The sequence below is a fragment of the Kitasatospora sp. MBT66 genome (genome assembly GCF_000710405.2).
Lineage (GTDB): Bacteria > Actinomycetota > Actinomycetes > Streptomycetales > Streptomycetaceae > Kitasatospora > Kitasatospora purpeofusca.
Map to the genome: position 1 here is coordinate 15919 of NZ_JAIY01000005.1, position 8271 is coordinate 24189.

General features: G+C 73.3%; 8 protein-coding genes. 7 read left to right on the plus strand and 1 reads right to left on the minus strand.

The annotated features are described in order from the left end of the window. Nucleotides 1–62: 62 nt before the first annotated feature. On the minus strand, nt 63–929 hold the full coding sequence (locus BI06_RS11150) for a hypothetical protein (RefSeq protein ID WP_037781241.1): 867 nt from the start codon (nt 927–929) through the stop codon (nt 63–65). Between the two features lie 681 nt (nt 930–1610). Here BI06_RS11150 and BI06_RS11155 point away from each other — a divergent pair. The 7 genes from BI06_RS11155 to BI06_RS11185 all read left to right on the plus strand — a co-directional run bounded on the left by BI06_RS11155 (nt 1611) and on the right by BI06_RS11185 (nt 8269). Further along, nucleotides 1611–2426, plus strand: a complete 816-nt coding sequence (locus BI06_RS11155) for a transglycosylase family protein (protein WP_051740736.1) — start codon at nt 1611–1613, stop codon at nt 2424–2426. Nucleotides 2427–2624: 198 nt separating this feature from the next. After that, nucleotides 2625–3332, plus strand: a complete 708-nt coding sequence (locus tag BI06_RS11160) for an alpha-ketoglutarate-dependent dioxygenase AlkB (protein ID WP_233290108.1) — start codon at nt 2625–2627, stop codon at nt 3330–3332. Between the two features lie 237 nt (nt 3333–3569). Beyond that, nucleotides 3570–4430, plus strand: coding sequence for an acyl-CoA thioesterase II (locus tag BI06_RS11165; RefSeq protein ID WP_043467754.1), 861 nt, complete (start codon nt 3570–3572; stop codon nt 4428–4430). Between the two features lie 226 nt (nt 4431–4656). Next, complete coding sequence (locus tag BI06_RS11170; RefSeq protein ID WP_043467756.1) at nt 4657–5475, plus strand: DUF1684 domain-containing protein; 819 nt, start codon at nt 4657–4659, stop codon at nt 5473–5475. Between the two features lie 312 nt (nt 5476–5787). Continuing rightward, nucleotides 5788–6237, plus strand: a complete 450-nt coding sequence (locus BI06_RS11175; protein ID WP_043467758.1) for a nitroreductase/quinone reductase family protein — start codon at nt 5788–5790, stop codon at nt 6235–6237. Between the two features lie 142 nt (nt 6238–6379). Then, nucleotides 6380–6859: a MarR family winged helix-turn-helix transcriptional regulator gene (locus BI06_RS11180; protein WP_051740738.1), complete on the plus strand. Its 480-nt coding sequence runs from the start codon at nt 6380–6382 to the stop codon at nt 6857–6859. A 72-nt stretch (nt 6860–6931) separates the two neighbouring features. Beyond that, nucleotides 6932–8269: an MFS transporter gene (locus tag BI06_RS11185; protein ID WP_369826100.1), complete on the plus strand. Its 1338-nt coding sequence runs from the start codon at nt 6932–6934 to the stop codon at nt 8267–8269. The last annotated feature ends 2 nt before the right edge of the window (nt 8270–8271 follow it).

Here is an 8271-nt window from a genome sequence, read left to right on the forward strand (position 1 = left end):
GAGGCCGCGTTCGGGCAGCGACCTCCACCGGCGGGAGCTCCGGCCGGCGTCCCGGGCGCGGCTCAGGTCCCGGCGAGCGGGAGGGAGGCGGACACCACCTGGCCCAGCGCCACCGCGCGCTCCAGCGCCTGGCGCAGCAGGTCCTCGCGCGGCTGCCGGCCGACCGTCCCGGCCGGGACGGCGTACATGGTCACCTCGCCGAGCTGGTTGGCGGCGAACCGCCAGGCGTCGGTCACCTGGAGCGGCTGGTGGGCCTGCCACCAGCCGGTGCTGCCCCCGGCTGCGGCCGGCTGGAGGATCGCGTGCAGCTTGCCCATCGCGACCAGCACCGACCAGCCGGGCAGCTGGTCCGGCGTCTTGTCGAGGTCGGTGACCGGCTGGAAGCCCGCGTCCTGGAGCAGGTCGAGGAACTCGTCCTCGCCGGTGGTGTTGCCGGGACGGCCGACCGGCCCGGTCGGCTCGACGACCAGCGAGGCGTGGCCGGTGTCGCCGTGCAGCACCAGTCCGCAGGTGATGCCGAGGATCGCCGCCTGGCCGGGTGCGCCCGTCCGTCCGGCCGGGTCGGACGTCGGGGCGGGAGCGGCAGGGGTGGGAAGGGCCTGGGCGGGCAGGGACGGCTGCAGCCGGGCGGCGTCGGCGGACACGTCGCTCCGGGCCTGGCTGATGCTGCGGACGGCGCCGGCCAGCTGCTCCTCGGCGACCGGGACGACCTGGGACGGGATGCAGCGGGCGTGGGCGAAGGCGAGCACGGCCGTCTCGTCGCCGACGAACAGCACGGTGCTGGTCGGCTCCAGAAGGGCGTCGCCGGGGGTGCGGCAGGAGGTGCATTCGTAGTTGTCGGGTGCGTGGGCGCCGCCGAGCAGGCGGTCGGCCTCGTCGTCGCCGATCTCGGATCGGACCTCGTCGCTGACGTCGAGCATGCGCGGCACTGGGTCTCCTCGGTGCGGGGTCGGAAATACCGGTTGGGGGCTGTTGGGGCGGGCGCCCGGGGTCTCGGGGCCCGGCCCCCGGGGTCGAACGCGGTGGAGCCGGAAGGTCGGGTCTGTTCGAGCCGGGAGGCGGCGGCGGCCCGGCCGCCCTTACCAACGGGCCCTTGTGGCAGGGGTCACGGGTGGGGGGTAGGGGTGACGGGAATTGCCTCTGATCCGATCGCGGAGGGTGTTCTCTGCGTCGCAATCTGTCGATCTCGATGGCGGGACTGCCGGAATGAAGCGGTGAGGTGAGTCACGGCTCGTCGATGTTTGATCTAGGAAATGACGGTTAAAACGGACAAATTGGACACATTTACATGGTCGTTACCGCCGGTAACGCCGTGCTGAGCTGGGGAGACCTCCGGCTGTTTGAACCCCGGCCGCCCGCCTCGTAGCTTCATTGGCGGTGCAACGAGCACCACCCGGGTTCACCCCCGACGCACAGCCCGCCGGTTTCGCACCGGCGCCGGCAGTGCCCGCCGAAGCGACCGCTCGAACAGGTCGCCGGTGTGTGGAGGTGGCCGGGGCGGCACGGAACGTCCGACACGTCTCCGGCCGCCCGACGGACGCGGCGCGCGATTTCCAGACCCTCCAGGGCTTGGTTCCGCATGCCCTCCCGGGGCTGTCGAGAGGAACCTCATGACCTTCCGTAACGAGACCGCCGCTGCCACCACCACCGCCACCAAGCGCAACCGCGTCCGGATGGCTGTCGTGGCGGGCGCCGCTGTCGCGGCCCTGCCGGTGGCCGGCCTCGTCACGGCCACCTCGGCCTCGGCCGCCTCCGTCTCCACCTGGGACGCTGTCGCCCAGTGCGAGAGCGGTGGCAACTGGGCCATCAACACCGGCAACGGTTTCTACGGCGGTCTGCAGTTCACCTCCAGCACCTGGGCCGCCTTCGGCGGCACCGCCTACGCCTCGCAGGCCAACCTGGCCACCAAGGCGCAGCAGATCGCCGTCGCCGAGAAGGTCCTCGCCTCGCAGGGCCCGGGCGCCTGGCCCGTCTGCTCCGTCAAGGCCGGTCTGACCAAGGGCGGCGCCGCCCCCGTGGTCGACACCTCCGCCCCGAAGGCCACCGAGGCCCCGAAGCCGGCCGCCCCCAAGGCGACCGAGGCTCCGAAGGCCGCCGCGCCGAAGGCCGTCGAGGCCCCCAAGGCTGTCGAGGCCCCCAAGGCCGCGCCGAAGGCTGTTGACGCCCCGAAGGCTGTCGAGGCCCCCAAGGCCGCGCCGAAGACCGACGCCGCGCCGAAGGCCGACAAGGCCGCGAAGTCCGGCAAGTCCTGGACCTCGAACGACGCCAAGCAGGTCAACGGCACCTACACCGTCAAGGCCGGCGACACCCTGAGCAGCATCGCCGCCGCCCAGGGCGTCGACTGGCACGCCCTGTACGACAACAACGCCAAGGTCATCGGTGCGAACCCGGACCTGATCCTCCCGGGCCAGACCCTCACCGTCTGATCCGACGCCGGTCGATCCGGCGCTGGTCGATCCGACGCCGGGTGATCCGGCGGTTGATCCACGCCTCCACGGCCGCCCTCCCGCACCACGGGAGGGCGGCCGTCGGGGGTTTCCGGCGGTTGCCGGGGCCGATGGCTGTCGGGCCCGGTGGCTGTTGCCGGTCCGGCCGTTGTCGGAGGGGTGCGCGAGGATGGGGATGTGACCCAGGGCGAGTTGTTCGGCGGACTCTTCGACGCCTCCCCCGAGCGCGGGCGGTCCGAGCCGGCTCCGGGGGCGGTGCTGCTCCCCGGCTGGCTCGACGCGGCGGCGCAGCTGCGGCTGGTCGCCGCCTGCCGCGACTGGGCGCGCCCGCCCGCGGGGATGCACACCGTCCGGATGCCCACCGGCGGGACGATGTCCGTCCGGATGGTCAGCCTGGGCCTGCACTGGTATCCGTACGGCTATCGGGGCGTGGCCGAGGACGGCACCCCGGTCAAACCGTTCCCGCCCGAGCTCGGCGCGCTCGCCCGGCGGGCGGTGGCCGAGGCGTACGGGGCGACGGTCGGCGGCGGTATCAGCGGCATCGGTGGCATCGCCGGGGCCGTCGACTACGAGCCGGACGTCGCGATCGTCAACCACTACCCGCACGGCGCCCGGATGGGCCTGCACCAGGACCGCGACGAGCGCGCCGACGCCCCGGTGGTCTCGCTGTCGCTCGGCGACACCTGCGTCTTCCGGCTCGGCAACACGGAGACCAGGACCAGGCCGTGGACCGATCTGGAGCTGCGCGGCGGCGACCTGCTGGTGTTCGGCGGCCCGGCCCGGTTCGCGTACCACGGTGTGGTGCGGACCCTGCCCGGGACGGCGGACCCGGCGCTGGGGCTGACCGGGCGGCTGAACATCACCGTCCGGCAGTCGGGCCTGTGAGCGGCGCCGTCCCGCTCCCAGCTGCGGGTCCCAGCTGCGGCTCCCACCTGCGGCGACGTTCCGCGCAGGGGCTACTGTTCGACCTCGTTCGAGTGAATTGGTGCGGCCGGCCCGGGTGCGGGGAATGTCCCGGCTCGCTGAGGAATTCGATTGAGCTGGAGAATTCGAGAGAACGGGCAGCCGGCGGCGGGGCGGAAGACCTCCGGCCCGGGCGGCGGCCCGGAGAGGACGTGTCCCATGGCTACCCCCGTCGACGATCTCGTCGCACTGCTGGACCTCGAGCAGATCGAGCTGAACATCTTCCGCGGGCGAAGCCCCGAGGAGGCGCTCCAGCGCACGTTCGGCGGGCAGGTGGCCGGCCAGGCGCTGGTGGCGGCGGGGCGCACCGTGGACGACGACCGCCCGGTCCACTCGCTGCACGCGTACTTCCTGCGGCCCGGCGTGCCCGGGGTGCCGATCGTCTACCAGGTGGACCGGCTCCGGGACGGCCGCTCGTTCACCACCCGCCGGGTGCTGGCGATCCAGGGCGGTCGGTCGATCTTCGCGCTGACCGCCGACTTCCACGCCCCGGAGCCCGACAGCATCGAGCACCAGTACCCGATGCCCGACGTGCCCGGCCCGGAGAAGCTGCCGAGCGCGCTGGACGAGGTCGGCTCCCGGCTCGGCGAGCTGCCCCCGTTCATCAGCCGGCGCCAGCCCTTCGACATCCGCTACGTCGACCGGCTGCGCTGGACCACCGAGGAGCTCGACGGGGTCGAGGCGCGCAGCGGCGTCTGGCTGCGCACCAACGGGGCGCTGCCGGACAACCCGCTGATCCACGTCTGCGCGCTCACCTACGCGTCGGACATGACGCTGCTGGACGCCGTCCGGGCCCCGGTCGAGCCGCTCTGGGGCACCCGGCACTTCGACATGGCCTCGCTGGACCACGCGATGTGGTTCCACCGGCCGTTCCGCACCGACGACTGGCTGCTCTACCAGCAGGAGTCCCCGATCGCCCACGGCGCCCGGGGCCTGGCGCGCGGGCAGATCTTCGACCGGAGCGGCCAGCTGGTGGTGTCGGTGGTGCAGGAGGGCCTGTTCCGCCGGATCAAGTCCTGAGGGGCGAGTGGTGGCGGTGTCGGCGCGGGTGCGAACGGCGTGTTGACCGGTATGACGGTGGCATGGCCGCGGTGTGACCGACGTGGCGGGCGTGACGGGCGTGCGACGACCGTGCGACGGTGTCCGGGACTGGGAATGCCCGGCCCGGGTACCGGATGTTCGATGGGGTGACGGAGAACGGACGGCCCGCCCTGCGGGCCCTGGACCGGATTGGGAGGGCGAGCCGATGACGGCGACGGCCGCGGAGGAATGGCAGCACTGGAGCGACGGACGGGCGGCGACCGTCAGCGCGCCGCACGGCCAGTTGGCGCTCACCGGTACGCACTGGCTGGAGCCGGAGCCGGCGGCGATCGCCGGACTGCCCGGAGTCTGGTGGGCGGACGCGGAGGGCGTGCGGCTGCGGGCGGCGGCGGCCGACGGTGTCACTGTCGCGGGAGCGGACACCCCCGTCGACGGCGAGGTGCTGCTGCGCCCGGACACCGACCCGGCGGCGGACACCGCCGCGCTCGGCGAGGTGCTGCTGGTGCCGATCGAGCGCGAGGGCGAGCCGGCCCTGCGGGTCTTCGACCCGAACTCGCCCGGGCGGGCGTCGTTCGCCGGGATCTCGGCCTACCCCTACGCGCCGGAGTGGGCCGTTCCGGCGGTCTTCACCCCCTTCGAGGACGGTGGTGAGGGCGGCGGTGTGCACGGCGCCGGGCGGACGGTGCTCGTCCCGAACGCCGACGGCAAGGAGCGTCCGCTCGCGGTGACCGGACAGATCGCGTTCACCGTCGCCGGCGAGCACCGCACCCTGACGGTCAGCCGCTCGGGCGACGGCCGGCTGAGCGGGGTGATCGCCGACGCGACCAGCGGCCGGGACACCTACCGCTTCCGCTTCGTCACCCTGCCCGCCCCGGACCAGGACGGCCGCACGGTGCTCGACCTCAACCGCGCCTACCTGCCGCCCTGCGCCTTCGCGGACCACTTCATCTGCCCCTTCCCGCCGCCCGGCAACCGCCTGGACTTCGCGGTGGAGGCGGGCGAGAAGCAGGTCCTCACCCGGTAGGGGCCGGCTCCGCGGTGCACCCGCCGGGCCTCGGTGCGTTCCGGGGTCCGGCGGGTGTTGTGTTTCTTGCTCCGAAGCTCATCTGCCGGGGCCGGTCGGGGAGTTGAAGGTCGGGGGTTCTCGTTGACAGCTTCCTGGAGGCGTGCCACTCTGGCTAGATAGATAGCAAGCTACCTATCTGTGTCGCGGGTCAGGATCGTGTTCGGCCTGTTCGGCCAGTTCGGCCTGTTCGCCTGTTCCGCCTCGGCTGGGCGCCTGCACCGGTGGGGCGTCCCTCCTGATCGCACACTCCGGCAGAGGAGAGCACCCGCCGTGTCCACCACCGCCCGCGCCCGGGTCACCGGGTTCCAGAGGTTCGGAAACAAGACGATGGAGGTCTTCCACCGGATCGGCCTGCCGGTCGGCCCGATGCAGCTGTTGAAGGTGAAGGGCCGCAAGTCCGGCCGCGAGTACACCAATCCGGTCGCGCCGGTGACGGTCGGCGGCACGATGTACATCCTGCAGGCGTTCCCCGGGTCGGACTGGGTGAAGAACGTCCGGGCGGCCGGCGAGGGCGTGCTGGTGCGCGGCCGCAAGGCACGGCGGGTCGGGCTGGTGGAGGTGCCGCCGGACGAGCGCGGGCCGATCGCCCGGCAGTTCCCGACCCAGGTCCCGATGGGCGCGAGCATCTTCGTGAAGAACGGCGTGGTGCCGGACAAGCGGCCGGAGAGCTTCGAGCGGGCGGCCCGGGGGATCCCGTTGTTCCGGGTCGTCCCGCTCTGAACTCCCGCCTGCGGGTCCTCCTCTCGGCGCACTGGCCGGCGCACTGGTTCGCGGACTGGTTCGCGGACCGGTCGGCGCAGTGGTCGGCGCAGTGGTCGGCGCTACGCTGCACGGAGGATCTCGTGACGATTGGGAGGCGCGGATGCCCGGCCGGCAGAGCGCAGAACGGTTGGCCGCCGAGGCGGACGCCGGTCCGACCTGGCTGCGGAGCAGCGTCGCGCCCAAGCTGCACCTGACTGCGAAGTCCTGTCGCGCGTTCTTCGAGGAGCGCCTCGCCGAGGCCGGTGCGACCTTCGCGGCCTGGACCGTGCTCGCCGCCCTCAAGCTGGAGGGCCCGATGATCCAGCGCGCACTCGCCCAGTACCTGGGCATCGAGGGCCCGACGCTCTCCCGTCACCTGGAGTCGATGGAGCGGCGCGGCCTGGTCGTCCGCAGGCGCACCGACCTCGACCGCCGGGCGGCGACCGTGGAGATCGCGCCCGACGGCGAGGAGATCTACAACCGGATCTCCTCCGTCGCGATCAGCAGCCAGCAGGACATGCTCAAGGGCCTCAGCGACCGTGAGATCGCGCAGCTCTCGACACTGCTGGACCGGATCCTGGAGAACGTCGGGCCGCGCTGACGCCTGCGTCGAGCGGCCGCAAACGCCCCCCGGTGTCCGGGGCCGGTGCGGGCGGGACGACGATGGGGCACTGTGTCGACCAATCATCCTGCCAATTCGCCGGCCGACGGGGACTCGCCGCCGACCCCCGCCCCGCCCTCTGCGCCGCTCTCCGCGCTGCCGCGGTCCCGCTACCGGCGGCTGGCCCGGGGGGCCTTCGCCGACCTCAGCCCTCTCCGGTACCACGCCGACTACCGGCGGGTGTGGTTCGGCCAGTCCATCTCCTCCATAGGCCAGCAGATGACGGCCGTCGCCGTCTCCGTGCAGGTCTACGACCTGACCGGCTCCACCTTCGCCACCGGCCTGGTCGGCCTCTTCTCCCTGGTCCCGCTGATCGCCTTCGGCCTCTACGGCGGCGCCATCGCCGACACCGCCGACCGCCGCCGCCTCGGCCTGATCGGCTCGGCCGGCCTCGCCGTCGTCTCCGCCGTGCTCGCCGCCCAGGCGATCGCGGGCCTCGGCCTCGTCGCCGTCCTCTACGCCGCGGTGGCCCTCCAGGCAGCCTTCTTCGCGCTCGCCTCGCCGGCCCGCTCGGCGATGATCCCGCGCCTCGTCCCCGCCGAGCGGCTCCCCGCCGCCAACGCCCTGAACACCGTCAGCATGAACCTCGGCCTCACCGTCGGCCCCATGATCGGCGGCGTCCTCATCGGCGCCTACGGGGTCCAGGCCGCCTACCTGGTCGACACCGTCGCCTTCGGAGCCACCCTCTACGCGATGTGGCGCCTGCCCGCCATGCGCCCGCTCGGCGACCGCAAGGGCCGCGCCTCCGTCCTCGACGGCCTCCGCTTCCTGCGCGAGCAGCCCAACCTGCGCACCAGCTTCCTCGCCGACCTCGCCGCGATGATCTTCGGCATGCCGCGCGCCCTCTTCCCGGCCCTCGCCATCACCTTCTACGGCGGCGACGCCCGCACCGTCGGCCTGCTCGCCGCCGCCCCCGCCGTCGGCGCCCTGGCCGGCGCCCTCTTCTCCGGCTGGGTCGGCCGCATCCACCGCCAGGGCGCCGCCGTCATGACCGCCGTCGCCGCCTGGGGCCTCGCCATCGCCGCCTTCGGCCTGGCTCGCAACCTCTGGCTCGGCCTCCTCCTGCTCGCCGCCGCCGGCTGTGCCGACACCATCAGCATGATCTTCCGCAACACGATGATGCAGGTCGCCGCCCCCGACGAGATGCGCGGCCGCCTCCAGGGCGTCTTCATCGTGATCGTCGCCGGCGGCCCCCGCCTCGGCGACTTCGAGTCCGGCGCCGTCGCCTCCCTCACCAGCCCGACCGTCTCCGTCGTCAGCGGCGGCCTCGCCTGCGTCGCCGCCATCCTCCTCCTCGCCGCCCGCCGCCCCGCCTTCCTCCGCTACGACGCCCGCCACCCCACCCCCTGACC

Coding starts and splice junctions, on each gene's coding strand:
- BI06_RS11155 (WP_051740736.1), top strand. CDS start 1,611: ATGACCTTCCGTAACGAGACCGCCGCTGCCACCACCACCGCCACCAAG.
- BI06_RS11165 (WP_043467754.1), top strand. CDS start 3,570: ATGGCTACCCCCGTCGACGATCTCGTCGCACTGCTGGACCTCGAGCAG.
- BI06_RS11170 (WP_043467756.1), top strand. CDS start 4,657: ATGACGGCGACGGCCGCGGAGGAATGGCAGCACTGGAGCGACGGACGG.
- BI06_RS11180 (WP_051740738.1), top strand. CDS start 6,380: ATGCCCGGCCGGCAGAGCGCAGAACGGTTGGCCGCCGAGGCGGACGCC.